This is a genomic window from Emticicia fontis, assembly GCF_054779675.1.
The window spans coordinates 59,076-84,539 of the sequence record NZ_BAAGXU010000026.1 but is presented as its reverse complement, the minus strand read 5'-3'; the positions used below and the strand labels follow the sequence as shown (position 1 = coordinate 84,539).

Here is a 25,464-nt window from a genome sequence, read left to right as displayed (position 1 = left end):
TGCATTTAGCAAAGGTCTTTATTCATTTTTACTATTCAAATTTTAATGCGTTTAACCTGCTTGAGAACAAATACTTTTCCAAAATTTCTCTATATTGCATTACTTGTTATCCCTTACACTACTTTTAAGAAACCCGTTATGGACATTAAAGACGCCATACAATTTATTACGCAAGATAGCCTTTCAACAAAAAACAAAAAAATCTGGGTTGATTTCGGCTGCGGTACTGGTACATTTACTCTAGCATTAGCCAGTATATTAGAAACCGAAAGTATAATTTATGCTATTGATTCAAACAGCTCAGCTCTGAACAAAATTCCAGATAATTACAATCAGGTTACTATAAAAAAAATTACCGCAGATTTTGTCGATACTGATTTACCTGTGTATCAGATTGACGGCGTCTTAATGGCTAATTCATTACATTATGTTAAAGAAAAGGAAATTTTTCTATCAAAGCTCAAATCTCACTTGAAAAAAGGTTCATGCTTTCTCATTATTGAATACGACTCTAATACTTCGAATATATGGGTTCCCTATCCAATAGATTTTAATGCCTTAAAGACTTTATTCTTAAAATTAGGGTATAAAAACATTTCAAAACTCAACACAAGAGCTTCAATTTACGGTAACAGACAAATGTATGCTGCTCTGATTCAACCATAACCCAAGAATACTTTTAAATTATATAATCCTAACAATTATGAATGTCGGAAGAATGTACCCCCTGAAAGAGTTTCTTTACTGGACTCGCCGAGAAATTTATTTGATTGCCATTCTTACAATAATCCCCACTATTTTATATGCCTATTTTGACTTAAAATGGATTGCTATTCCCTGGGTTCCGATTGCATTGGTAGGCACTGCGGCCGCTTTTATTGTTGGTTTTAAAAATACGCAAACCTATAATAGGCTTTGGGAGGCCAGACAAATCTGGGGTGCTATTGTGAATGCCAGCCGAGCCTGGGGTATGCTGGTAAAAGACTTTGTAAAGGAGGACGCTAATGATAAAACTCATCAACAGTTAATCTACAGGCACGTAGCATGGCTAACGGCTTTACGCTACCAACTAAGAGAAGCTCGTAACTGGGAAAACGCCAACAAAAATTATAATAAAGAATATGCCAAGTACTTTGTAATCCCTGAAAAAGTTGGCAAAGTGGAAGAAGAATTGAGTCAGTTTTTATCTTCAGAAGAAGAAGCGTATGTGTTGAGCAAGAAGAACAGGGCTACTCACATTATTAGCTTACAATCAAAACATTTGAGAGAGTTGAAAGAAAAAGGATTAATTGAACCTTTAAATTACATTGAATTAGAAAATTTGCTAGTTAATTTTTATGAACAGCAAGGTAAATGTGAACGTATCAAGAATTTCCCATATCCACGACAGTTCGCATCAATTAACTTGTTTTTCGTACGATTGTTTATGATTCTAGTTCCTTTCGGGATGTTGAAAGAATTTGAAAAATTAGGAGAACATATGGTTTGGCTTACCATCCCATTTGGCATCGTGGTTTCATGGGTATTTATGACAATGGAAAAGGTAGGCGAAAGTACCGAAAACCCATTTGAAGGTAGTGCAAACGATGTTCCGATTACTTCAATGAGCCGGACAATTGAAATTGATTTGAGAGAAATGCTAGACGAAACCGAGCTTCCCCCACCTATCCAGCCTTTACATAATATTTTAATGTAAAGTATTGAAACTAATTTTTACAGGGATAAGTTTATTAAAATAACTAAGATTTCGACAGTACACTTCACTTAATAAAACCACAAATCATTTATTATCAACACTTTACTGAAAAATCTAAAAAATTTCACCCATATAGTCTATAATTATTATAGAGTTTGTGTATATTTGCGACGTTAAAATTAGAAGATTATGCAAAGTTTTCGTACAGAACTAGAGAATCCATTAGTAGAGAAAGACATCATTGATTTAGAGCGTAAAATCAGACTCTTCCGCGAAGGTAAAATTCATGAGGAAAAATTCCGTAGCCTACGTTTGGCAAGGGGTGTATACGGCCAACGTCAACAAGGCGTGCAGATGGTCAGAATCAAATTACCTTACGGTAAAATGACCTTGAATCAATGGAAACGCATCGCTGACATTTCTGACGAGTTTTCAACTGGCAACCTTCATTTAACAACCCGTCAGGATATTCAGGTTCACTTTGTGAGTCTTGACAGAACACCTGAATTGTGGTCAAAATTAGAACAAGACAATATCACCCTTCGTGAAGCTTGTGGTAACACAGTAAGAAATATTACAGGCTCCCCTACTGCTGGTATTGATCCTAAAGAACTTTTCGACATTACTCCTTATACACATGCAGCATTTGAGTATTTTCTGAGAAACCCGGTTTGTCAGGAAATGGGACGCAAATTTAAAATTGCTTTCTCAAATACTGACGATGATACTGCCCTTACCTTCATGCACGATTTAGGTTTTATTCCTAAAATTCAGGATGATAAAAGAGGTTTCAGAGTAGTATTAGGTGGTGGTTTAGGTGCTCAGCCTCAATTGGCGCATTTAGCTTATGAATTTCTGGAAGAAGATTTATTGATTCCTTTTATCGAAGCAGTAATCAGAGTTTTCGACCGTTATGGAGAAAGAAATTCTCGTCATAAGGCTCGTATGAAATTTTTGATTGCCAAAATTGGCTTTGAAGAATTTATGAAATTGGTGGAGATTGAAAAAACAGCTTTGAAAGTTAAGACTTATCATATAGATACAGAGAAAGCTGAGTATCAATATAATTATGCAACTCCTGCAGCACAAGAAGTAGCAGAAAACACAACTGAAGCTTATAAAAACTGGTATAAAACCAATGTTTTTGCACAAAAACAGGAAGGTTATTATGGTGTTTTTGTAAGAGTTCAACTAGGTGATATTGCAAGTACTGTTTCAAGAAGCTTAATTGAAAAATTAAGACCTTATATAGCTGATGATGTGAGAGTAACTGTTAATCAGGGGCTACTTTTCAGATTTGTACAAGCGAAAGATCTTCCTTATATCTTTAGCGTATTGAGCGAATATAATCTGGCCTCACCAGGTGCGAATAGTATCGTTAATATCACAGCATGTCCGGGTACAGATACCTGTAACTTAGCTATCTCAGACAGTACCAAAATTACATTGGAATTTGAAAAAGTATTGCGTGAAGATTTTCCTGAATTGATTGAAGAAAACAACATGCAAATAAAAATCTCGGGCTGTATGAATGCCTGTGGTCAGCATAGCATGGCGCACATTGGTTTTCATGGTAGTTCATTGAAATCAGCAGGAAAAGTTTTACCAGCTTTACAAGTATTGTTAGGTGGCGGTGTAACCGGTAATGGCGAAGGCAGAATCTCTGACAAAGTAATTAAAGTACCAAGTAAAAGAGGACCAGATGTTTTAAGAATTGTTTTGAATGATTATGAAACTAATGGTCTGGAAGGTGAATACTTCAATGATTACTACGACCGTCAGGGTGAAAAATACTTCTATGCTTTATTGAAGCCACTCGCTGATTTAACTACTTTGATTGATACAGATTTCATTGATTGGGGTCGTGATGAATTGTTCCAGACTGAAATCGGTGTAGGTGAATGTGCAAGTGTCATCATCGACTTAGTAGCTACTCTTTTCTATGAGTCAGAAGAAAAAATTGCTTGGGCGAAAGATGCTTTCAACGAAAACCGTTGGGCAGATGCCATTTACTATGCGTATCAGTCACAAGTAAATACAGCCAAGGCGCTTTTACTAGATAAAAACATCAATAGCAGTACACAACACGGTGTAATTTCTGAATTTGATAAGAACTTCAACGAGGAATTTGGTATCAATTTCAAAGAACAAGTTTTACAAATCAATCAGAATGAACCAAGCCAGATTTTTGCGGTTGATTATATTTCTGAATCAGAAAACTTCCTGAAAGAAGCTATATCCTGGAGAGAAGCGAATAAAACAGTAGTTCTTGAGGCATGATAAATCCATTAGATATAAAACCTATTCTGGCTCATCCTATTCCAAAACTTACGATTGTTGGTGCTGGAATGGGTGATCCAGAATTGATTACACTTAAAGCAATTAATGCCTTACGTCAGGCCGATGTGGTATTATATGACGCTTTGATTGACGAAGACTTATTGGAGTACTGTCATCCTGAATGCGAACGCATTTATGTAGGCAAACGTGGATATGACAAAAGTGTAAGTCAGGATAGTATCAATTTTTTGATTGTAGAGAAAGCTTTTGAAAAAGGTCATGTAGTGCGTCTGAAAGGTGGTGATCCATTTATTTTTGGACGTGGTAATGAAGAAATAGCTTATGCCAAAGAAAGAGGAATAGAAACCGCCTATATACCTGGTGTATCAAGCATCATGTCAGGCGGTTTCTATGAAATTCCTTTAACAGCACGTGGTGTAGCAGACGGTTTCTGGGTAATTACAGGTACTAAATCAGACCAATCATTATCTAAAGATGTAAGATTGGCGGCACATTCAAGTGCTACCGTGGTAATTTTGATGGGAATGAAAAAATTAGCCCAGATTTCACAGATTTTCAAAGAAGAAGGCTTTGGAGATACACCTGCTGCCATAATTCAACAGGCGTCAACTGCTGATCAGAAAATTGGGATTGGTCAAGTGAAAGATTTGGAAACAATTGCAAAAACTCATTCAATGAAAAACCCTGCAATTATCATGATTGGCGAGGTGGTGAAACAAAACAGTATTCAGCACCTTTGCTTCATTGGTCAGCAATACACTGGAAAAACTAAAACAAACTAAGACGAGAAACAAAAGATACATGGAAAGAATAGCAAATGCTCTGAGTGACCGTATTGGGGTAAAAAATATTGCAATTGCAATACTTGCCTTAAAGATTTTATTGATTGGGGTATTGGCTTATCGTATTTTTGCTAGTATCCACACATTTCAATGGGGAGTTGATAATCTATTTATCTATTATGTAGGTGTCGGCTTTTTAGCACAATTGGTAGACGGAGCTCTAGGAATGGCTTATGGCGCCACCTGCACCTCTATGCTTTTGGGGGTTGGCGTGCCACCAGCTTATGCAACCGCGAGTGTTCATACAGCCGAAGTGTTTACTACAGGAGTTTCCGGACTTTCGCATTTATATTTTGGGAATATCGACAAAAAATTATTTTTTAGAATTGTTATTACCGGTGTCATTGGTTCGATGATAGGTGCTTATCTGATTTCAGAAGTGATTGATGGTAAAGTTATCCGCCCTTACATATCATTGTATTTAGTTGGCTTGGGTATTGTTATCATTTATAAAGCATTTAAAAAGAGACCAACAACTCCTACTAATAAAAACTTGGGAATTCTTGGATTAATTGGTGGTTTTTTTGATGCCATTGGTGGTGGTGGTTGGGGTCCATTAGTAACCTCAAATCTGATAAATAAAGGCAACGCTCCTAAAGAAGCTATTGGCACTGTAAATACAGCAGAGTTTTTTGTTGCGTTCTTCAGCACAGGTATTTTTATGCTTTTTATTGATATTCAGGCATGGCAACCAATTGCCGGGCTTATTTTAGGAGGTGTTTTGGCCGCGCCACTTGGTGCATTTCTGGTGAAATTATTCCCGCCTAAAACAATTATGCTCATCGTAGGAACTTTGGTTGTAGGTTTGAGCATTTTCAATATCATTAAGGTTTGGTTTTAATTTGTATTACAATGGTCGATATAGATACATTAGAAAATTTTTCATTAGACGAAGGTCTTAGCTTTATAGCAAATCAATTTCCGGGTAAAGTGGTATTTTCTACCTCATTCGGACAAGAAGATCAGGTTATAACTCACGCCATTTTCAAAAACACGGTTGTTCAGGGTCCATTACCTATTAAGGTATTTACTTTAGATACAGGGAGACTTTTTCAGGAAACCTACGAGTTGATGGATAGAACAAGAGCCCGCTATAAACAGTCGATTGGAACTTATTTTCCGAATACTGAAAGAGTACAAAATCTGGTGACTGAGAAAGGCTTTAATAGCTTTTATGAGTCTATCGAGAACAGAAAGGAATGTTGCGGAATCAGAAAGATTGAGCCCTTGAAAAGAGCTCTCGCTGGTGCAGAAGTCTGGATAACAGGTTTAAGAGCCGAGCAATCTGACAACAGAAATGATATGAAAATATGGGAATGGGACGGTGGAAATAATGTATGGAAATATAATCCATTGATTCACTGGACCTACGACCAAATGATTGAATATATAGCTGCCAACAGAATACCAGATAACCCATTACATAAAAAAGGCTTTGTCAGCATCGGCTGTTTGCCTTGTACCCGTGCCATAGAGCCAGGCGAACACCCAAGAGCCGGACGTTGGTGGTGGGAAGAATCAAAAAAAGAATGTGGTTTACACCAAGTTTCGTAAATTGCGCCTCGTTAGTAAAAACTATAAATATGAGTAATTTTTTAAATAATTCTGAAATCGTTAATTCTTCCTCAGATATTAATGGGATTTTCCCGCGTGAACTGGAAGACGAAGCGATTTATATCTTACGTGAAGTTGCCTCACAGTTCGAAAAACCTGCTATTCTATTCTCAGGTGGTAAAGATTCGATTACGGTGGTAAGATTAGCTGAAAAAGCATTTTATCCGGGCAAAATTCCGTTTAAGCTCCTCCATGTTGACACTGGTCATAACTTTCCTGAAACGGTTCAATATCGTGATTGGCTTGTAAACAAATTAGGTTTAGAGCTGCATGTACGTTATGTAGAGGATTCAATCAAACAAGGTAAAGTAAAAGAAGAAACTGGTAAGTATGCCAGCCGTAATGCAGCACAAACAGTTACTTTGCTTGATGCCATTGAAGAATTCAAGTTTGATGCCTGTATCGGTGGAGCGAGACGCGATGAGGAGAAAGCCCGCGCCAAAGAAAGGATCTTCTCAGTAAGAGATGATTTCGGACAATGGGATGCAAAAAAACAAAGACCTGAATTGTTTGATATGCTCAATGGAAAGATTGAATTAGGAGAAAACGTAAGAGTTTTCCCAATTTCAAACTGGACAGAGTTAGACGTCTGGAATTATATTAAAGAAGAGAAACTTCGTATTCCAAGCATTTACTTCACGCATGATCGTATGGTTTTTGACCGTGATGGCTTAATCTGGGCAGATTCAGAATTTATTAATAAATCAGAAGACGAAATTCCTTATTCTACAAAAGTGCGTTTCCGTACAGTTGGAGATATGACTTGTACAGCGGCAGTAGCTTCAGAAGCTGATAATCTGGACGATGTAATTTCTGAAATCCTTTCTGCTAAAATCTCTGAAAGAGGTGCCAGAATTGATGATAAACGCTCAGAAGCTGCAATGGAAAAACGCAAACAAGCGGGATATTTCTAATTAGTGAATGAGCGAATTAGTGATTGAGTGATTTGCTTTAAAAACACTAGTTACATCAGTCTTTGTTCAAGTTTTGATTTTTTGAAAATATTATAATGGATATACTTAGAATAGCTACAGCAGGCTCGGTAGATGATGGGAAAAGTACCCTTATCGGGCGTTTGCTTTATGAAACGAATTCTATTACTGGCGATAAAATTGAAGCGCTTGAAGCGGCTTCAAAACGTAAAGGTCTTAACTTCTTAGATTTATCTCTTTTAACAGATGGCTTAATTGCCGAACGTGAACAGGGTATTACGATAGATGTAGCTCATATCTATTTTAGTACTCCTAAGCGTAAGTACATCATCGCAGACACACCCGGGCATTTTGAGTACACACGAAACATGGTTACGGGGGCTTCAAACACCTCCGTTTCTATTATCCTGATTGATGCTCGTAATGGGGTTGTTGAGCAAACTAAACGTCACTTCTATATTTCTTCAATGCTTCGCATCAAGAATATCATTGTGGCTGTAAATAAGATGGATTTGGTAAATTATAGCCAGGAGCGTTTTGAAGAAATTAAAAATGATTTCTCAAAATTGGCTGAGCAAGTAAGTTTTGAAGGTCAAAAAATTGAGTTTATTCCGATTTCTTCCTTATTTGGTGAAAACCTTGTTAAAAAATCAGAAGAAACGCCTTGGTATGAAGGAACAGCGCTATTAGAGACCTTAGAAAACCTTGATAATCAGGTCAATCCGATTTCTCATCTACCAGCTCGTTTTCCGGTTCAAGTGGTTGTGAGACCTAAAACTGATGAGTTTCACGATTATAGAGGATATGCTGGTAAAATAGCTAGTGGTAGTTTCTTGGTAGGAGATTTAGTTGAAGCTTTACCAAGTGGACAAATAAGTAAGATAAAAACTATTGAAAAATTCGGTAAAAATCTCGAAATTGCCCACGCTCGTGAATCAGTTGTAATTACTCTTGAAAATGATATAGATATCAGCAGAGGAAATATGATTGTAAAGGTTGGCCAACAACCCGAAGCAAAAAAAGAATTAGAAGCTAAAGTCTGCTGGTTAGATAGTCAGGCATTAAAAGTAGGTAAAACCTATTTACTACAACATGGCATTAATCGGGTAAAAGCAAAAGTTACTAGTATCAATTCCATGATTGATATTAAAAATATGACTTTAGACACCGAACCTTCACACGAAGGCGGGATAAAATTAAACGAAATCGGCTGGATTTCAGTTAAAACGGCCAGTCCGGTTTATGCAGATAAATACAATGAAAACCCAACCAATGGTGCTTTTATATTGATTGACGAAATGTCGAACAGTACTGTAGGTATCGGATTTGTGGAGTAAATGCAATTACAAAATATTCATCAACCAAACTTGAGACTTTGAATTAGTTTAGGGTTCGGTGAAAATGGACAGCAAATTTTGCTGTCTTTTTTTTATGATTTTTTTTCTGTTATTTGGGGCATACAAATGATTCAACCATGACGAATAAAATCTTAATCCCACTTGCTTTCTTTATTATTGCTTTCAATGCCTGTAATAATAAAGAAGATGAGAAAGCTGATCTTGCGCTAGCTGAAAAGCATTGTGGCAGCTGCCACCTCTTCCCTACCCCCAATTTGTTAGATAAAAATAACTGGGAGAAAGTACTGCCTAAAATGGGACTTCTCATGGGAGTTCAAAGTGAAATAAAAAGGCAAACCAAAATTGACCTAATTGAGCAGAATAATATTCCTACTAAACCAACTATTTTGGAGGAAGATTGGGCGCGGATCAAAAAATATTATGTCGCAAAATCACCTTATAGCCTAAACTTTCCTTTAAGTAGTATTACAACGGGTGAAGGCAAATTATTTAAAGGTATGAGCCATATGCCTTACTCTCAAAAAATGCCGAATATCACTTGTATAAAAATTGATACAGCAAAACACCTTACTTATGCTGCTGACGAAATCAATCAGGAGATTTGGATATTAGATAAAGAGAGTAATGTTGTCAGGCAAATTCCTGGCAACGCAGCAATAAGTGATATTCAGTTATTAAAAGATAATGGAGTTCTTCTTACCTACATGGGCAATTCAATAGACCCGGCACTGAAGCATTATGGATATGTAAAGGCTCTTTCTCCAAGTATAAGCGAAATTTTATTAACTAATTTGTATAGACCTACACAAACTATTTCAATCAATCTAGACGAAAACCCTGATGAAGAATTTGTTATTAATGAGTTTGGTGTATTGAAAGGCTCTTTAGTTGTCTGGAAGAAAACAGGTAATATATTTGAAAAACATATCATTGAAAACACGCCAGGAGCAATTAAAACCATCCCTATCGACTTTGATAAAGATGGAAAATTGGATTTAATTACTCTTTTTGGACAAGGAGATGAGCGAATTGTAGGGTATAAGAACAATGGTAATTTACAATTTACCCCAACTATTCTAATGCGCTTCCCTCCTGTCTATGGTTCTTCAAGTTTTGAGTTAGTAGATATGAATAAAGATGGTTTATTGGATATTCTATATACTGCAGGAGATAACTCAGACTATACTATAGAACTGAAACCTTATCATGGAGTTTATATTTTTACCAATCAAGGTAAGAATACATTCAAACAAACGTATTTCTACCAAATGAATGGCGCTTATAAAGCAGTCGCCAGAGATTTTGATTTAGACGGAGACCTTGATATTGCTTCTATCGCCTTTTTTGTAGATTACTTTGAAAAAACACCAAAAGATTTTGTTTTATTCGAAAACAATCAAGGAAAATTCACACCTAAAGTATTGAATATCAAAACATTCGGCAGATGGCTAGTAATGGATACAGGAGATATTGATGGCGATGGTGACGAAGACATAGTCTTGGGTAATCACCCCATAGGTACAACTCCCGGAACTTTATTAAAAGAATGGACAAAGGCCAAAGGGGTATTATATTTAATCAACCAAAGTGCGAAAAAAAAATAAATTTCATGAACTTTCTTACAAAATGATTTGATTTTATATGTAGCAACATTTTTTTTAGGTATTTACGTATATATAGCATTCCTAAAATAAAAATCAATATATTTGAGCACGCAACAAAGCTACGTGATTATTAATAGAATTATTATCCTGTTTTTGTGATAATAAATGTGTTCCTACCTGACATATTACTTGTTTCGTAAAGACTAATGTGTTACCCCAAAAGTTAAAAATAATTTTACTCTTTAATAGGCTTGCTATAATTACCAATTACTTATTTGAGTGATTCATTATATTATTTTGTTTACTGACTAATGAAATACGAAAGGGCAAATTTATTACCCAATATCGGAACTTGGGAGCTGGATCTTAAAACGGGAATTCTAGATTGGGATTTTGTCACTAAATCTATATACGACGTTTCCGAAAAATTTTTCCCTACTCTCGAATCAGCTGTTAATTTTTATACAGGTACTGGGCATCGTGACAGAATAATGGGTTTGATTCAACAGTTAATTAATACTGGTAAGCCCTTTGTAGAAAAATTTCAGATCGTCACCAGCAAAGGGAATGTTAAGTGGGTGGAAAGCACCGCCCAGGCAGATTTTGAGAATGGGGCATGTGTCATGCTTCATGGGACCTTCCAGGATGTTACCGCACAAGAAACCCTCTTACAAACGCTTCAGTTAAACATAGACAAATTTCAGAAAGCTTTCGAATTTGCGCCTATAGGTATGGCACTTGTATCGCCCGAAGGAAAGTGGATAAAGGTAAATAAACAAATCTGTAAAATAACAGGGTATAATGAAGGTGAGTTGATGAAACTTACTTTTCAGGATATAACGCATCCCGATGATTTAGATAAAGATTTATCTTTAGTTGGGCAGATGCTTAATAAAGAGATTGATAATTATGAGATGGAAAAACGATATTTCCACAAAAATGGGCAAATCGTTTGGGTACACTTAACAGTTTCGTTGGTAGTGGATAATGATGGCGCTCCTATGTATTTTATATCTCAGCTTAATGATATAACCGAACAGAAAAGAGCATCAGAAGAACTACAGCGTGAAAGACAAAGGCTCTATCAAACCATTGAGGGAACAAATATTGGTACATGGGAATGGCATGTCCAGGAAAATGTAATAATCTATAATGAACGGTGGGCAGGAATTGTAGGCTACACTTTGGAGGAATTAAAACCTATAAGTAAAAAAATATGGAATGATCTGGTTCATCCGGATGATCAAGAAATTCCTGATGTTGCTTTAGAAAAATGTTTTGCAGGAGAAACAGAGTTCTATGAATGTGAATACAGGATGCATCATAAAAGTGGAGAATGGATATGGGTGCATGATAAAGGCAAGGTTATCGAATGGTCGTTTGATAAAAGACCAATTTTGATGCTAGGCACACATGCCGATGTCACCCAAAGAAAAAATAGTGAACAGGAACTGAAAAACACTTTAGATCTTGTTAGTGAACAAAACAAGCGACTCATAAACTTTACCCACATTACTTCTCATAATCTGAGGTCACATACCGGCAATTTTCAGATGTTACTAGGTGTCTTGTTAGAAGAAACTGATGAGGCTAAAAAAAATGAATTAACAGAGTTTTTAATTACCATCGCTAACGATTTACAAGAAACCGTACATTATCTTAATGATGTTTTACAAATACAGACCAATCTTAATCAACAGGTAAAAAAGGTTAATTTATATAATGAGATCGAAAAAGTTCTGACCAATATTAAAGGGAGCATTGAAGAAACCTCTGCGGTTGTTCATATAGATCTGCCACAAAATCTTGTCGTAGATTATAGTCCTCAATACATCGAAAGTATTTTGCTAAATCTCCTTACTAATGCTATAAAATATCGCCATCCAGATAGAAAACCAAATATCCATATCCGATCTGAGCATACGGATAAATATTTAATTCTCAAAATTGAAGACAATGGCATGGGAATTGATTTAAATTTACATGGTCAAAAACTCTTTGGTATGTATAAAACATTTCATACAAACAAAGATGCAAGGGGTCTTGGCTTGTTTATTGTCAAAAATCAAATTGATGCTATGGGGGGGAAAATTGAAGCAGAAAGTAAAGTTGACAAAGGAAGTACCTTTAAGGTCTATATCAAAAATCAATAATTCTGTACGCTTCTTCCAATTTTCATCACATATCTGAATACTAAAAGCTACCAGGAAAAATAAACAATTATTAACCCATAAACTTTTGGTTAGAGGGCTTACGCGATGAGAAAAATTAATAATGCCTGGATTATCGACGACGATAAAATCCTGACGTATGTTTTGCAAAGAATAATGGGTTCTGTTTATTCGTTTGAAAACATAGAAATCTTTCAGAATGGCAAGGAAGCCATCAATCATTTAACAACTTTAAAGAAAAATCCAGAATCACTTCCAGATCTTATCTTATTAGATCTTAATATGCCAGTGATGGATGGATGGCAGTTTTTAGACGAGTTTGAAAAAATTCCACTAGAAAAAAAAGTCAAACTTTATATTGTTAGTTCCTCTATCGATATACAGGATCATAATAAAGCAAAGAATTATAAAACTGTATCTGACTTTTTGATTAAACCAATTGGCAAAAAGCAAATAGAACAAATGATTGAATCTTATAAGTAATAAAATTACTTTCTATTTAATCAACAAATAGAAAGTAATTTTTAAGAATTTTAGTATTCTCTAAGCCTATTTTGCTTTCGGAATCACTATATAGTCTTCCATTACATTTTCGTCTTCAGCTAACTGCTCCTCTGATTCTGTTTCGATATAGAATGATTTAGCTCTTTTAAACCAGCCTTTATTTTTTTTGGCGTCTTTGCGGGTCCTATAATATCTTAAACGATAATCAACATAAGGATTTACAATGTCCTCAGGTTTTTCAAAGGAATTAGCTAATTGAATATCAGCTAATGTTAAGACTCCGTCCTCTTCTGCACCAATAATTTTTTCAAATGCCTTAATATTCCTTTTCTTCTCTCCTTCACCTGCATTTATCAGATGATCAATAAAAACTTCAGCTACTGCCTGATCTTTAAAATGATTGCCTAAATAGCGGTTCCAGTAGTAATGTCGATGAATGTATAAGGCTTCCTCCTTCGTAAACATTTTATCGCCCCAGATTGGTTTATGGATACCATATCCATCACCTTCAAATCGAAGCAACTTTGGCGCATACTTATTGAATGAAGCACCATTGTTAATAAAAATCACGCAGACAAAAGACAGGCAAGTAATTGCCAATAAAGTAAAGATTACCTTTTTGGGATTCATGGGAATGTTTAAATTAATTCAATTCAATAGCTCAATATAGAGTTGTATACAAAAATTATACCGTTTAATCAGAAAGTGGGACTTAAGTTGGTAGAGAGTCTAGCAATAAAGAAATATTTTGAAATATGAGGCTGAAATAGTTTTAACTTGGCTATTAATAAACGAGAATGACGTAGCAAAATTGTATCTACAGGAATATTTCTGACAATAAAAATCCCCTCAAAAATCATACTAATTTTGAGGGGATTCTTTTAAAAAGTAAAAAAATAATGTAAGATGTTAATCGACCTTTGAGGCAAGTTCTTCGGTTGGCTCATCCAACTCTTCATCCGGAGATTTCCCAATTAAAATATCCGGTAAAACCAAAAAATCTGCCAGCATATTATTTTCATCATCAAATATGCCAAAGGCTCTTGCCCTAATCATCCAGCCCGGGTACTTCTTGGCGTTTTTTCTTGACCCGTAAAAATGTAGTCGATAGTTAACGTACGGATTAACTACATACTCACATTGCACGAATGAATTAGCGATTTGCACATCTTCTTTTGAGAGTTTCCCATCTTGCTGAACGCCGATGATTGCCTCAAAAGCCCGAATGTTTACACTGTTTCTGCCCTCTCCAGCATTAATAATATGGTCAATAAGTGCTTCAGCCACTTCCTGGCTTTTGAATAAATTGCCGTGGTATTTATTCCAATAGTACTTTCTATGGATTTTAAATGCCTCAGCCTTAGTGAAGTCCTTTTTGCCCCATATTTCCTGATTAATTCCGAATCCTTTGCCTTCAAATTTGATGAGTTTAGAGAAGTACTTATCAAAGGATGCTGCTTGAAGATGAACAGACACAAAGCTGACCAGAAACCCAGTCAGAAACATGCGTTGCAGTTGTTTCATGTATTATTTCGATATGTGGAGCACAAAGGTACAAATTAAATACCTGATTATCAAACACTTACCAAATTCTTTATTAAATGGCATCTTAAAACGCGCCAATTTATAGGTAACTTATTACCATATTTTTTGTTTTAGCATCAAGAAATTTTATTAGAATATTCCTAACATATTTCTAGGAAAAGTACCATATTTCTAAAAAAAATACAAATTAATATAATACCGAATTGACAATTATTCCAATAATTATCCAACTGAAAAAAAAATTAGAAAAAAATTCAGATTTTGATTCTGAAAGCTTGATTTCGCCTATGTTATGGTATCTTAAGATGTCCTGATTCACATACTTTATTGATAAATTTTATTACGTATAGATTAGTACATTTCTCAACCTTAAGTGTAACTTTTATAATTAAGCTTATTTAAAAGCTATTCTTTAAATTATATTTTTGTTAAGTCAACTTAAATGGCGCAAAAAACGCTCAAAACGCTGTTTTTCAAGCGAAAATTCGCTATATTCGTTTAGTTATTTTCAGGAAATAATTTACTAACTTTATTCATTATTGTATTATTCTCATAACAACTATTGCAAAAACAAGTATTTTAAGTCAAATAAATAAAATTTGGTTTCAAAGTTGTTATGCCAAATAAATTTGGTATTATATTGCATTTCAATTGCTGTATATACTCTTTATATATAACAATTCAGAAGATTATTAGGAAATAAACTTCATGTTTAAATTACAAATTATCTAATCAGAGTACAATTTAAAACCCTATAAATTTTATCGCACGATGACTGAAGCAGAACAAGTAATGGAACAAGGTCTATATCGTTCGGAATTCGAGCATGATGCCTGTGGTATTGGCTTTCGGGCCCATCTAAAAGGGAGAAGATCTCATGGAATTGTTGCCGATGCAATAAAAATGCTTGAACGCATGGACCACCGTGGTGCATGTGGTTGTGACCCTAACACGGGTGACGGTGCCGGTATTTTATTGCAGATACCCCATGAATTCTTTTTAGATGAATGCAATAAATTGAATTTCCAATTGCCTTCAAGTGGTGAGTATGGTGTAGGAATGATTTTCTTTCCGATGAATGAAACGGAAAGAGAAGAATGCAGAGAGATACTTAACCGAAAGATTGAGCGAATTGGATTAGAATTATTGGGGTATAGAGTTGTACCTACCAGAGGAGATTGTTTAGGCGAAGGCTCAGGATCTGTTGAACCTCATGTTGAACAGGTGTTTATTAAACGTCCGTCTGATATTACCGAAGAAATTGATTTTGAAAGAAAATTGTATATTCTTCGTCAATATGCTTCACGTATTATCCGTGAATCAGTTGCCGGAGCAAAAGAACATTTCTATTTCTCATCACTTTCTTGCCGTACTATCTCTTACAAAGGGCAATTAACTACAGAGCAACTTAAGTATTATTTCCCTGATTTATGGAATGAATCAGTAACTTCTGCTTTCGCAGTTATACACTCTCGTTTCTCAACCAACACATTTCCATCATGGAAATTGGCACAACCTTTCCGCTTTATTGCACACAATGGTGAAATAAATACAGTAAAAGGGAATGTGAATTGGATCAGAGCCGGAGAAAAGTCTTTTGTATCAGAGTTTTTCACAAAGGAAGAAATGGATATGGTTCTTCCGATTTGTGATGCAGGGAATTCTGACTCTGCCCAATTAGATAATGTAATCGAATTGCTTTACCTATCAGGTCGTTCATTACCTCACGTAATGATGATGCTCGTGCCAGAGGCCTGGGATGGCAATGAACATATGGATCCTGTACGGAGAGCATTCTACGAATATCATGCGGCTATCATGGAGCCTTGGGATGGCCCGGCTTCTATCTCATTTACTGATGGTAAAATGGTAGGTGCTACTCTTGATAGAAATGGTTTACGTCCGTCTCGTTACTGGGTATTAGACGATGATACTGTTGTAATGGCATCAGAAGCAGGTGTATTAGATATTGATCAGGCTAAAGTTGTCTCAAAAGGCCGTCTTCAACCAGGCAAAATGTTTATTGTAGACATGGAGCAAGGAAGAATTATCCCAGACGAAGAAGTAAAGGCTGATATTTGTTCGCGACAACCTTATCAGGAATGGCTAGATGAATATAAAATAAAAACTTCTGTATTGCCAAAATCTATCCGTCCATATCAGAATTATAGTGAAGAAACACTATTGAAAAGACAGGTGACTTTTGGTTTTACTTCAGAAGATTTAAGAATGATTCTGGCGCCTATGGCTCAAACTGGCATGGAAGCAATTGGCTCTATGGGTGTAGATACACCATTGGCTATTCTTTCAGATCAAAGTCAGCATCTTTCTTATTATTTCAAGCAATTGTTTGCGCAGGTAACCAACCCTCCTATCGACTCAATCAGAGAACGTTCTATTATGTCGTTGATTTCGTTTGTAGGTTCAAATGAAAACATCCTGACAGAATCACCTTTGCATTGCAGGATGTTTGAGTTAGAACAACCTGTGTTGACAGTTGAAGAATTTGACAAACTTCGTTTTGTAGATTATAAGGGTTTCCAGGCAAAAACTATCAATACGTATTTCAATGCTAAAGCCCCTGATACAGGAAAAGCATTAGAATTTGCCTTAGATAGAATTTGCCGCTACGCAGAAGATGCCATTGAAGATGGTTTTGAAATTCTGATTCTTTCAGATAGAGCGATTGATTCAGATCACGCGCCTATCCCATCTTTATTAGCTACTGCTGCTATTCACCATCATCTGATTAAGAAAGGTATCAGAGGAAAAGCAGGTATCGTAGTAGAAGCAGGTGATATCTGGGAAACGCACCACTTTGCTACTTTGATTGGTTACGGTTGTTCGGCTATATGCCCATATATGGCTTTCGAGACCATCTCGTGGATGAACAAGAAAAGCATGATTGAAGGAACATTTGAGGACTATACACTTTATAAAAACTATGTTAAGGCAGTTAATAAAGAGTTATTGAAGATATTCTCGAAAATGGGTATTTCAACCTTGCAATCATATCAGGGTGCTCAGATTTTTGAATGTATCGGTTTGAATAAACAGGTTATTGATAAATACTTCACCGGAACAATCTCGCGGATTGGTGGCATGGGCATAGCCGAAATCGCCAAAGAAGCGATTGTACGCCACAAAGTTGCTTATCCTGATGTACCTCAAGTTTCTGTACAAAGACTGGAAGTAGGTGGAGTTTACCAATGGAAACAACGTGGAGAACGCCATATGTTTAATCCACAAAGCATTCACTTATTGCAACAGGCTGGTAGAGTCGGTGAAAAGGATTTAGAAAAAGGTTATTCAGTTTTCAAACAATACTCGAAACTGATTAACGATCAAGGTACTGATGCTCTAACCATCAGGGGCTTATTGAGATTCAAAAAAGGCAATCCAATTCCGATAGAAGAAGTAGAGCCTGTGGAAAGCATCTTCAAACGTTTTGCTACTGGTGCAATGTCTTTCGGTTCAATTTCATGGGAAGCACATACTACTTTGGCTATTGCGATGAACCGTATTGGTGGTCGTTCGAATTCTGGTGAAGGTGGTGAAGATGAAATTCGTTACGAATTAGACCAAAATGGTGATAATTTAAGTTCAAGCATTAAGCAAGTAGCTTCTGGTCGTTTTGGAGTAACAAGTCATTACCTCACTAATGCGAAAGAACTACAAATTAAAATGGCACAAGGGGCTAAACCTGGTGAAGGTGGGCAGCTCCCGGGCCATAAAGTTGATGATTGGATTGGGCGTGTACGTCATAGTACACCGGGTGTAGGTCTTATCTCCCCTCCTCCTCACCATGATATTTATTCAATTGAGGATTTGGCGCAGTTGATTTATGACCTGAAAAATTCCAATCGTGATGCGCGTATATCAGTAAAATTAGTATCTGAGGCCGGTGTTGGCACAATTGCCACAGGTGTTGCTAAAGCACACTCTGATGTGATTTTGATTGCTGGTCATGACGGTGGTACAGGAGCTTCTCCTCTATCATCTATCAGACATGCTGGTTTACCTTGGGAACTTGGTCTAGCAGAGACTCACCAGACTTTAGTTAAAAATAAATTGCGTGGTAGAGTAGTTGTACAGGCTGATGGCCAGATTCGTACAGGTAAAGACCTGGTAATTGCAGCTTTACTAGGTGCAGAAGAATTTGGTGTGGCTACTGCAGCTTTAGTATCGGTAGGTTGTATCATGATGCGTAAATGTCACTTAAATACTTGTCCGGTGGGTGTAGCTACGCAGAACAAAGAGCTTCGTGCCATGTTTAGCGGTAAACCAGAACACGTAGTGAATATGTTCACCTATTTGGCGAGAGAAATGCGTGAAATAATGGCTGAATTAGGTTTCCGTACCGTCAACGAAATGATTGGTCAAGTACAGTTCCTTGAAAAACGTGATGATTTAGCCCACTGGAAATACAAGAAAATTGATTTAAGCGGTATTCTTTATAAAGAGCCAACTACACTTGATGTTGCGCAATACAAACAAGAAGAGCAAGACCATGGTATTGCGAATGTCCTTGACTGGCAGATGATTAAAGACGCGCAGGCTGCTATCAATGATAAACAGGAAGTAACAGCAGAATATACGGTAAATAATCTGAATCGTAGTATCGGAACTATGACTTCGAACGAGATTTCGAAAATACATAAAGGCGAAGGTTTACCTTATGGGACTATCCATTTCAAATATCGTGGTACCTCAGGTCAGTCTTTCGGTGCATTCTCTACCAAAGGTTTAAAACTGGAATTAGAGGGTGATTCGAATGACTACTTCGGAAAAGGTCTTTGTGGAGCCGAATTAATTGTATATCCTGATAGAAAAGCGAAGTTTAAAGCTGAAGAAAACATGGTTATTGGTAACGTTGCTTTCTATGGTGCAACTTCAGGTGAAGCATATATCAGAGGGATGGCAGGTGAGCGTTTCTGTGTAAGAAATTCGGGTGCTAAAGTAGTAGTTGAAGGTATTGGTGATCATGGTTGTGAATATATGACTGGTGGCCTGGCTATTATCCTTGGTAAAACCGGAAGAAACTTTGCAGCGGGTATGAGCGGAGGTATTGCTTATATTTATGATGTTGATGGCGATTTTGATTCGAAATGCAATAAAGAAATGGTTGGTTTAGAAAAACCAGACATTGAAGATGCTGAAATGTTGAAAGCCTTTATTGAAAAACACTTAAGTGTAACCAATAGTACTGTTGCTCAAGCAATCCTGGCTGACTTTAACGCTGAAGTTTCTAAATTCGTGAAAGTAATGCCGACCGACTACAAACGTGTATTGCTTGAAAGAAAGAAGAAAGCAGAACATGAAAAAGTTTTAGCATAATGCTAATCACAGAGAAGATAAAGCGCTAAGTTTCATCTTCTCTGAAACTTAAACATCCTAAGATATACACAAAATCATAATAAAGAAATGGGAAAACCAACCGGTTTTTTAGAATTTGAACGTCAGCCATCCTTAAAACGTGATGTTCTTGAAAGAAAAAAAGATTATAATGAGGTAGAAACCAGTTATGATGCCAATCAGACACGTGAGCAGGCAGCTCGCTGTATGGATTGTGGCGTTCCGTTCTGTCATAGTGGTTGTCCTCTTGGCAATATCATTCCAGAATTCAATGATGCTGTATGGGAGCAAAACTGGGAATACGCCTATCAGATATTAAGTTCAACTAATAATTTCCCTGAATTTACTGGCAGAATCTGCCCTGCCCCTTGTGAAGCATCTTGTGTATTAGGCATTAACAAACCTCCTGTAGCTATTGAATATATTGAGAAATCAATTATTGAAAAAGCCTACGAAAATGGTTGGGTGAAACCAAATATTCCTGCCAAAAGAACCGGTAAAAAAGTAGCCGTTATCGGCTCTGGACCAGCCGGTTTGGCAGCAGCGTCTCAATTAAATAAAGCAGGCCACTGGGTAACCGTTTTTGAAAGAGCTGACGAAGTAGGTGGTTTATTAAGATACGGTATTCCTGATTTCAAACTGGATAAATCGGTAGTAAAACGGAGAGCGGCTGTAATGGAAGAAGAAGGCATAGTTTTCAAAACCAATGCGAATGTAGGTGTAAATATCAAAGCTAGCGATTTAGTACGTGATTTTGATGCAATTGTTTTGGCAGGTGGTTCTACTGTACCAAGAATGATTGATATTAAAGGGAAAGAATTAAAGGGTATTTATCCTGCTATGGAATTCCTTAGCCAACAGAATAAACGCGTATCAGGCATTGATCTCATTACCGACCATAAAGGTGATGCCTATGCAAACGGTGAATTATTAGCGACAGGGAAAAATGTAATGGTCATTGGTGGTGGTGATACTGGTTCTGACTGTGTGGGTACATCGAATCGTCATGGTGCGAAGAGCATTACCCAAGTGGAAGTAATGCCTGAACCGAGTATTGATGATAAAAAACAGCCTTATTATAAATTCAGAGCAGAAACTACGCCTTGGCCTAACTGGCCTTTGACTAAGCGTACTTCTACTTCACATGAAGAAGGTTGCGAACGTCTATTCAGTATCAATGTAAAAGAGTATATTGGTGATGCGGATGGCAATCTGAAAGGTATTTTAATTTCAGAAGCTGCTATGTTCAATGGTACTAGAGTCGAGATGAATGAAAGAGAAATTCCTTGTGAATTGGCTTTAATCGCTGCTGGCTTCCTAAATCCACAGCAAGAATTGTTAGAACAATTGGAAGTTGACATAGATGAAAGAAAAAACGTAAAAGCTTTAGAATATCAGACGAATAAATCTAAGATATTTGCAGCAGGCGATATGCGTCGTGGACAATCTCTGGTGGTGTGGGCAATTTCAGAAGGGCGTGAATGTGCCAGAAAAGTAGATGAATATTTGATGGGAGAATCGTTATTAGAGGCTAAATCAGTATCGATGATTTCTCCAGCTTATATTGGTATTTGATTTTATCTTCTAAAAAATATTGAGCCGCACCTATCGGAGCGGCTCAATTTATTTAAATTTATATCTGGTCAATTATTCAGATAGTCCTTAATATTATTTTCAATTCGTTTAATAATGTCTTCCGCTGTTGAAGGTTCAAACTTCTCTCCTGCTACTTTTTCGTAAAGTTCAATATAGCGTTTTGATATTTCTTCAACCTTTTCATCAGTCATTTCTGGCACTACTTGTCCTTCTTTGCCCTGGAAATTGTTGGCAATTAACCACTCTCTTACAAATTCTTTAGATAATTGTTTTTGTGGCAACCCATGTGCAAGATTTTCTTCATATCTATCAGCATAGAAATATCTTGATGAATCGGGTGTATGAATTTCATCAATCAAGTAAATTACACCATCTTTCTCACCAAACTCATATTTGGTATCAGCAAGAATTAATCCTTTTTCTGCAGCTATTTCTGTACCTTTGGCAAATAAAGCTAGCGCATATTTTTCAAGTTGCGCATATTTATCTTCCGGCACTAAACCTCGGCTAATAATTTCTTCGCGAGAAATATCCTCATCGTGTCCTTCATGTGCTTTAGTAGATGGCGTTATGATTGGCGTTGGAAATTTCTGGTTTTCAACCATCCCTTCAGGCAACGTTACACCGCACAAAGTTCTTAAACCACTTTTATAAGTACGCCAGCTATGACCGACCAGATAACCTCTTACAACCATTTCTACTGGAAAAGTCTCACATTTAATACCTATTGATACATTTGGGTCTGGTGTTGACAGCAGCCAGTTAGGTACAATATCTTTAGTGGCTTTTAGAAATTTCGAAGCTATCTGATTTAATACTTGCCCTTTAAAAGGGATTGGTCTAGGTAAAATTACATCGAAAGCCGAGATCCTATCCGAAGCGATCATTACTACTTTATCGTTAAAATCATATACATCACGAACCTTCCCACGATAAAACCCTGTCTGACCTTCGAAATTGAAATGTGTCTCTTTTACTACAGAAATTTTTGTCATACTTATTAATATAATTATTTAAATCTTAACAGACCTTACCAGTCTTTTTCGTTTTTGCTATTCTTTTTATTGGCATTTTTCCTCCTGGGGGTATATTGCAGCTCATTACTTTTCATGGCTTCTAATATCAGTAATGCTTTTTCTCTGCTCATCTTTTCAGGATTAGTAGATTGCAACTCATCCTTTTTCTCATTTGATTGCTGAGTTTCTGAATTTTCAGGCGTTTCGACCTGACTTTGTGACGGAGGCGGAGGATTATTATCAGGTAGTCTCTTTTTCAATAATTCATAATTATACCTTGCCGTTAGATTATCAGGATTTTTCTGCAAAGCCTCTTTGAATAATTGCATAGCAGTCATACTATCTTTCTGCATTGCGTTAATTACCCCAATCTGGATTAATGCCCCTGTAAAAATCTGCTCATCACTCACTCTCAATAATCTTTTGTACTCTAACAATGCTCTGGTTGTATCTTTCGTAAAGAAGTAGGAATGAGCCATATTTAGTCGTGCTTCAGGCTCCAGATTAAAAGAAATATCGGCTAAATTCTGATACTTGTCTCGGGCTAATGCATAATTTTTATTCATAAAGGCGGTTCCAGCCTCAATTTTTAGCCTGTTTCTCTCTGAAACATTCGTCAATGAGCGAATATTCAGAAAAAGCAAAATGATATAAAAGAACCAGGTATTCATTAATAATTTGCCTGTGATTAAAGTTTAATCGTTCGGATTGTAATTAAAATATCTATAATCATTAATATGAGTGCCAGAAAAACAAAGTAAAAGTATTTGTTATTTGCGACAGTCATTTTTCGAGTATCAACCCAGTTATTTTCGAGTTGTCCCACTTCCTTTAAAATAGCTGCAACGTCATTTACCTGATTTGATAACTGGAAATATTTACCGTTCAACACTTTTGTTAATTCTTTCAAATACGCTGCATCTAACTTTGAAATAATTTCAATTCCATTTTTATCTTTCTTGAAAGCATTACCCTCTTTAATTTTCCCACCTAGTGGAGTTCCTACCCCTAGTGCTAAAAAGTTTATGTTATTTTTTCTTAAATCCTGAATAACACCAGACTCCAGTTCTCCGAAATCTTCACCATCACTCACCATAATAATAACCTTTGCTCGACGATTTGGAGCATTACCCGATGTAAATTTGCTTTGAATCAGTTTTAGAGCTGTATTTATATCTGTGCCTGATTCAGTAAATAAATCACTACTTAATTTCTGAATAAACAGATTTAAGGCATCTCTATCATAGGTAAGAGGTATATGTACATAGGCACTAGCCGAAAAAACAACAATCCCTACCCTATCAGATTTCAATGCATTCAAATTCTTAGCTATTTCAAATTTCACTTTTTCAAGCCTGGTGGGTTCTATATCCACCGCATCCATCGATTTAGATACATCGAAGGCAAAATATACATCTTTTCCGCTAGCTTGTGCTTCAATTTCGCTCACCCCAAAACTTGGCCCAAGCAAACCAATAATACAAAGACCTAAGTAGGCAGTTCTGATAAAAAACTTAATAACTACTGAGCGCGAGGTTGTACCTAAACGTTTGGCAATTATGTATGTTCGCGCAAAATATACGATATATACTAAGAGAAAAATGCCAATAAAAATGTATTCAACTATGGTGAGAGGTTTTATCCAATTCATACTTTATAATGATATTTCATTAGTTTCCCCTCAGCAAAATTTTTATATTTGCGAAAAGTACACAAAATTGCAAAAATTATTTCAATGTCGAAGTTGATTAAAAAAGTTTTTCCTCTTATAATAACTTTTATTATTAGTCTATCGATAGGACTGCTCATTGGAGAGTTTGCTATCAGGCTATTTTTCCCTCAAGTTACCTCGCCAGTTCAGTTCTTTTATGATGAAAAATTAGGCGGCATGGTGCCTGTACCTAACCAAAAAGGCTTCAAAGACCATCCGAAAGTATATTATTATGAGTATCAGAATAATGACATTGGTATGCGCGATACGCGTAAAGTAGCTGACTATCAGAAATATCCATATAAAATTCTTTGCCTGGGCGACTCATTCACATATGGATGGGGAGTAAATGATAATGAGACATTTGCCAAAATTTTAGAACGAAAAATCAATAAAGATACAATTGCAGTGCTTAATGCTGGAGTATCTGGGGTAGGTACAGACTATGCGCTAAAGTTCTTTCAGGTAAGAGGTAAAGATCTAACCCCAAATACTGTTATTTACTTCTATTTTGATAACGATATAAATGACAATAAGGCAAATGCTTATTTTCATATTGAAAATGATTCGATTATAACAAATCAGCAAAATTCTTATGCAACGGTTAATGCACTGAAAAAGAATAAGCTTGTAGAAAATAAGCTGTATAACTGGTTATCCTCTAATTCTCAGTTATTTGGTCTGATTCGCTATAATATCGGCTTGATGTGGAATAAAAAAGTGAGTGATGCCAATAAAGCACTCGAAGCAGATGCTGATGCGGCTGACAGTTTTAAGACTCAGAAAACCTCTCCAAAAAATGATACTGCCAAAGCAGTAATAGTACAAGAGAAAAGTAATGTTAATAGGGCTGCAACTCAAAAAGTACATATCTCAACAGAAGAACCCTTGTATCACACTTATAAATATTTGTCTGCCTTAGATGCTGCCGCTAAGAAACAAGGGGTTAATTTTTTAGTATTTTATATTCCTTCTCATACTTCTTTAGAAGAGTTTCAGAAATCAGGTACCATCGGTGTAGAAAATGCTTTAATTACTTACTGTCAGCAAAATCAGATTAAGTTCTTCTCATTCAAAAATGAGATAGTAAAAAGAAAGAATCCGATAGAGACTCTATACTTACCTGTGGATTTTCATTGGAATCAGAAAGGACACGCACTGGCTGGCGATTATTTATACAAGACTTTAAAGCAAGAAAAGATCGTTCCATGATTAAAGA

19 protein-coding genes are annotated in these 25,464 nt (G+C 36.2%); 14 read left to right on the top strand and 5 right to left on the bottom strand.

Annotated elements, in window-relative coordinates:
* Nucleotides 1–138 precede the first annotated feature (138 nt).
* From ACYVFA_RS14170 to ACYVFA_RS14120, 11 genes are all read left to right on the top strand, one after another.
* On the top strand, nucleotides 139–666 hold the full coding sequence (locus tag ACYVFA_RS14170; protein ID WP_460472491.1) for a class I SAM-dependent methyltransferase: 528 nt from the start codon (nucleotides 139–141) through the stop codon (nucleotides 664–666).
* 37 nt (nucleotides 667–703) lie between these two features.
* Nucleotides 704–1,696: a bestrophin family protein gene (locus ACYVFA_RS14165; RefSeq protein ID WP_460472490.1), complete on the top strand. Its 993-nt coding sequence runs from the start codon at nucleotides 704–706 to the stop codon at nucleotides 1,694–1,696.
* Between the two features lie 189 nt (nucleotides 1,697–1,885).
* Entirely contained in the window at nucleotides 1,886–3,976 is a 2,091-nt protein-coding gene (locus ACYVFA_RS14160) for a HEPN domain-containing protein (protein WP_460472489.1), read from the top strand.
* Nucleotides 3,973–4,779, top strand: a complete 807-nt coding sequence (cobA, locus tag ACYVFA_RS14155) for a uroporphyrinogen-III C-methyltransferase (protein ID WP_460472488.1) — start codon at nucleotides 3,973–3,975, stop codon at nucleotides 4,777–4,779. Before ACYVFA_RS14160 ends, cobA begins: the two co-directional genes overlap by 4 nt.
* 19 nt (nucleotides 4,780–4,798) lie before the next feature.
* Nucleotides 4,799–5,680 (top strand): sulfite exporter TauE/SafE family protein, encoded by an 882-nt coding sequence (locus ACYVFA_RS14150; RefSeq protein WP_460472487.1) that lies wholly within the window; start codon nucleotides 4,799–4,801, stop codon nucleotides 5,678–5,680.
* 11 nt (nucleotides 5,681–5,691) lie between these two features.
* The gene (locus ACYVFA_RS14145; protein ID WP_460472486.1) at nucleotides 5,692–6,393 is read left to right on the top strand and encodes an adenylyl/phosphoadenylyl-sulfate reductase; all 702 of its coding nucleotides are present in this window, start codon (nucleotides 5,692–5,694) and stop codon (nucleotides 6,391–6,393) included.
* 29 nt (nucleotides 6,394–6,422) lie between these two features.
* Nucleotides 6,423–7,367 (top strand): sulfate adenylyltransferase subunit CysD, encoded by a 945-nt coding sequence (gene cysD / locus ACYVFA_RS14140; RefSeq protein WP_460472485.1) that lies wholly within the window; start codon nucleotides 6,423–6,425, stop codon nucleotides 7,365–7,367.
* Between the two features lie 95 nt (nucleotides 7,368–7,462).
* The gene (locus ACYVFA_RS14135) at nucleotides 7,463–8,722 is read left to right on the top strand and encodes a sulfate adenylyltransferase subunit 1 (protein ID WP_460472484.1); all 1,260 of its coding nucleotides are present in this window, start codon (nucleotides 7,463–7,465) and stop codon (nucleotides 8,720–8,722) included.
* 137 nt (nucleotides 8,723–8,859) lie between these two features.
* Entirely contained in the window at nucleotides 8,860–10,347 is a 1,488-nt protein-coding gene (locus ACYVFA_RS14130) for an FG-GAP repeat domain-containing protein (RefSeq protein WP_460472483.1), read from the top strand.
* A gap of 311 nt (nucleotides 10,348–10,658) precedes the next feature.
* Nucleotides 10,659–12,500, top strand: a complete 1,842-nt coding sequence (locus tag ACYVFA_RS14125; RefSeq protein WP_460472482.1) for a sensor histidine kinase — start codon at nucleotides 10,659–10,661, stop codon at nucleotides 12,498–12,500.
* A gap of 105 nt (nucleotides 12,501–12,605) precedes the next feature.
* Nucleotides 12,606–13,001 (top strand): response regulator, encoded by a 396-nt coding sequence (locus ACYVFA_RS14120; protein ID WP_460472481.1) that lies wholly within the window; start codon nucleotides 12,606–12,608, stop codon nucleotides 12,999–13,001.
* A 66-nt stretch (nucleotides 13,002–13,067) separates the two neighbouring features.
* On the opposite strand, the gene ACYVFA_RS14115 is transcribed toward ACYVFA_RS14120, so the two are convergent.
* Nucleotides 13,068–13,652 (bottom strand): lysozyme family protein, encoded by a 585-nt coding sequence (locus ACYVFA_RS14115; RefSeq protein ID WP_460472480.1) that lies wholly within the window; start codon nucleotides 13,650–13,652, stop codon nucleotides 13,068–13,070.
* Between the two features lie 279 nt (nucleotides 13,653–13,931).
* A complete protein-coding gene (locus tag ACYVFA_RS14110; protein WP_460472479.1) occupies nucleotides 13,932–14,546 on the bottom strand; it encodes a glycosyl hydrolase 108 family protein in 615 nt (204 codons plus the stop codon).
* A 792-nt stretch (nucleotides 14,547–15,338) separates the two neighbouring features.
* Between ACYVFA_RS14110 and gltB the strand changes: the two genes are divergently transcribed.
* Entirely contained in the window at nucleotides 15,339–19,904 is a 4,566-nt protein-coding gene (gene gltB / locus ACYVFA_RS14105) for a glutamate synthase family protein (RefSeq protein ID WP_460472478.1), read from the top strand.
* 87 nt (nucleotides 19,905–19,991) lie between these two features.
* Nucleotides 19,992–21,497, top strand: coding sequence for a glutamate synthase subunit beta (locus ACYVFA_RS14100; protein ID WP_460472477.1), 1,506 nt, complete (start codon nucleotides 19,992–19,994; stop codon nucleotides 21,495–21,497).
* Nucleotides 21,498–21,565: 68 nt separating this feature from the next.
* On the opposite strand, the gene ACYVFA_RS14095 is transcribed toward ACYVFA_RS14100, so the two are convergent.
* Genes ACYVFA_RS14095 through ACYVFA_RS14085 form a run of 3 tightly spaced genes read right to left on the bottom strand, consistent with a single transcriptional unit; the run spans nucleotide 21,566 to nucleotide 23,984 of the window.
* Nucleotides 21,566–22,513 carry a phosphoribosylaminoimidazolesuccinocarboxamide synthase gene (locus tag ACYVFA_RS14095; RefSeq protein WP_460472476.1) on the bottom strand — a complete coding sequence of 316 codons (948 nt, stop codon included), beginning with the start codon at nucleotides 22,511–22,513 and terminating at the stop codon, nucleotides 21,566–21,568.
* Nucleotides 22,514–22,548: 35 nt separating this feature from the next.
* On the bottom strand, nucleotides 22,549–23,205 hold the full coding sequence (locus tag ACYVFA_RS14090) for a tetratricopeptide repeat protein (RefSeq protein ID WP_460472475.1): 657 nt from the start codon (nucleotides 23,203–23,205) through the stop codon (nucleotides 22,549–22,551).
* Between the two features lie 17 nt (nucleotides 23,206–23,222).
* Entirely contained in the window at nucleotides 23,223–23,984 is a 762-nt protein-coding gene (locus ACYVFA_RS14085) for a vWA domain-containing protein (protein ID WP_460472474.1), read from the bottom strand.
* 285 nt (nucleotides 23,985–24,269) lie between these two features.
* Between ACYVFA_RS14085 and ACYVFA_RS14080 the strand changes: the two genes are divergently transcribed.
* Complete coding sequence (locus tag ACYVFA_RS14080) at nucleotides 24,270–25,457, top strand: SGNH/GDSL hydrolase family protein (RefSeq protein ID WP_460472473.1); 1,188 nt, start codon at nucleotides 24,270–24,272, stop codon at nucleotides 25,455–25,457.
* Nucleotides 25,458–25,464 lie beyond the last annotated feature (7 nt).

Coding starts and splice junctions, on each gene's coding strand:
- ACYVFA_RS14095 (WP_460472476.1), bottom strand. CDS start 22,513: ATGACAAAAATTTCTGTAGTAAAAGAGACACATTTCAATTTCGAAGGT.
- ACYVFA_RS14130 (WP_460472483.1), top strand. CDS start 8,860: ATGACGAATAAAATCTTAATCCCACTTGCTTTCTTTATTATTGCTTTC.
- ACYVFA_RS14100 (WP_460472477.1), top strand. CDS start 19,992: ATGGGAAAACCAACCGGTTTTTTAGAATTTGAACGTCAGCCATCCTTA.
- ACYVFA_RS14125 (WP_460472482.1), top strand. CDS start 10,659: ATGAAATACGAAAGGGCAAATTTATTACCCAATATCGGAACTTGGGAG.
- gltB (WP_460472478.1), top strand. CDS start 15,339: ATGACTGAAGCAGAACAAGTAATGGAACAAGGTCTATATCGTTCGGAA.
- ACYVFA_RS14115 (WP_460472480.1), bottom strand. CDS start 13,652: ATGAATCCCAAAAAGGTAATCTTTACTTTATTGGCAATTACTTGCCTG.
- cysD (WP_460472485.1), top strand. CDS start 6,423: ATGAGTAATTTTTTAAATAATTCTGAAATCGTTAATTCTTCCTCAGAT.
- ACYVFA_RS14090 (WP_460472475.1), bottom strand. CDS start 23,205: ATGAATACCTGGTTCTTTTATATCATTTTGCTTTTTCTGAATATTCGC.
- cobA (WP_460472488.1), top strand. CDS start 3,973: ATGATAAATCCATTAGATATAAAACCTATTCTGGCTCATCCTATTCCA.
- ACYVFA_RS14110 (WP_460472479.1), bottom strand. CDS start 14,546: ATGAAACAACTGCAACGCATGTTTCTGACTGGGTTTCTGGTCAGCTTT.
- ACYVFA_RS14080 (WP_460472473.1), top strand. CDS start 24,270: ATGTCGAAGTTGATTAAAAAAGTTTTTCCTCTTATAATAACTTTTATT.
- ACYVFA_RS14170 (WP_460472491.1), top strand. CDS start 139: ATGGACATTAAAGACGCCATACAATTTATTACGCAAGATAGCCTTTCA.
- ACYVFA_RS14165 (WP_460472490.1), top strand. CDS start 704: ATGAATGTCGGAAGAATGTACCCCCTGAAAGAGTTTCTTTACTGGACT.
- ACYVFA_RS14145 (WP_460472486.1), top strand. CDS start 5,692: ATGGTCGATATAGATACATTAGAAAATTTTTCATTAGACGAAGGTCTT.
- ACYVFA_RS14150 (WP_460472487.1), top strand. CDS start 4,799: ATGGAAAGAATAGCAAATGCTCTGAGTGACCGTATTGGGGTAAAAAAT.
- ACYVFA_RS14160 (WP_460472489.1), top strand. CDS start 1,886: ATGCAAAGTTTTCGTACAGAACTAGAGAATCCATTAGTAGAGAAAGAC.
- ACYVFA_RS14120 (WP_460472481.1), top strand. CDS start 12,606: ATGAGAAAAATTAATAATGCCTGGATTATCGACGACGATAAAATCCTG.
- ACYVFA_RS14135 (WP_460472484.1), top strand. CDS start 7,463: ATGGATATACTTAGAATAGCTACAGCAGGCTCGGTAGATGATGGGAAA.